This is a genomic window from Streptomyces sp. DT224 (genome assembly GCF_049844595.1).
Lineage (GTDB): Bacteria > Actinomycetota > Actinomycetes > Streptomycetales > Streptomycetaceae > Streptomyces.
Genome location: NZ_JBNCLI010000073.1, coordinates 1 through 228, shown reverse-complemented (window position 1 = coordinate 228; position 228 = coordinate 1). Strand labels below are relative to the sequence as shown.

General features: G+C 69.3%; 1 protein-coding gene. It reads left to right on the top strand.

All coding sequences use genetic code 11. The features are described from left to right. A partial coding sequence (locus ACLQ2N_RS36090) for a beta-ketoacyl synthase N-terminal-like domain-containing protein (protein WP_425820043.1) occupies nt 1–228 on the top strand: 228 nt, incomplete at both ends.

Sequence of the window (228 nt, the reverse complement as noted above, 5' to 3'; positions counted from 1 at the left end):
GACCACCGCGGCACCGTCTACACCCGCCACGGCGGATTCCTGCACACCGCAGCCCAGTTCGACCCCGCGTTCTTCGGCATCCCGCCACGTGAAGCCCTCGCGATGGACCCCCAGCACCGCCTGCTCCTGGAATCCTCCTGGGAAGCCATCGAGCGAGCCGGCATCGACCCGACCTCACTGCGCGGCAGCCGCACCGGCGTCTTCGCCGGCGTGATGTACCACGACTAC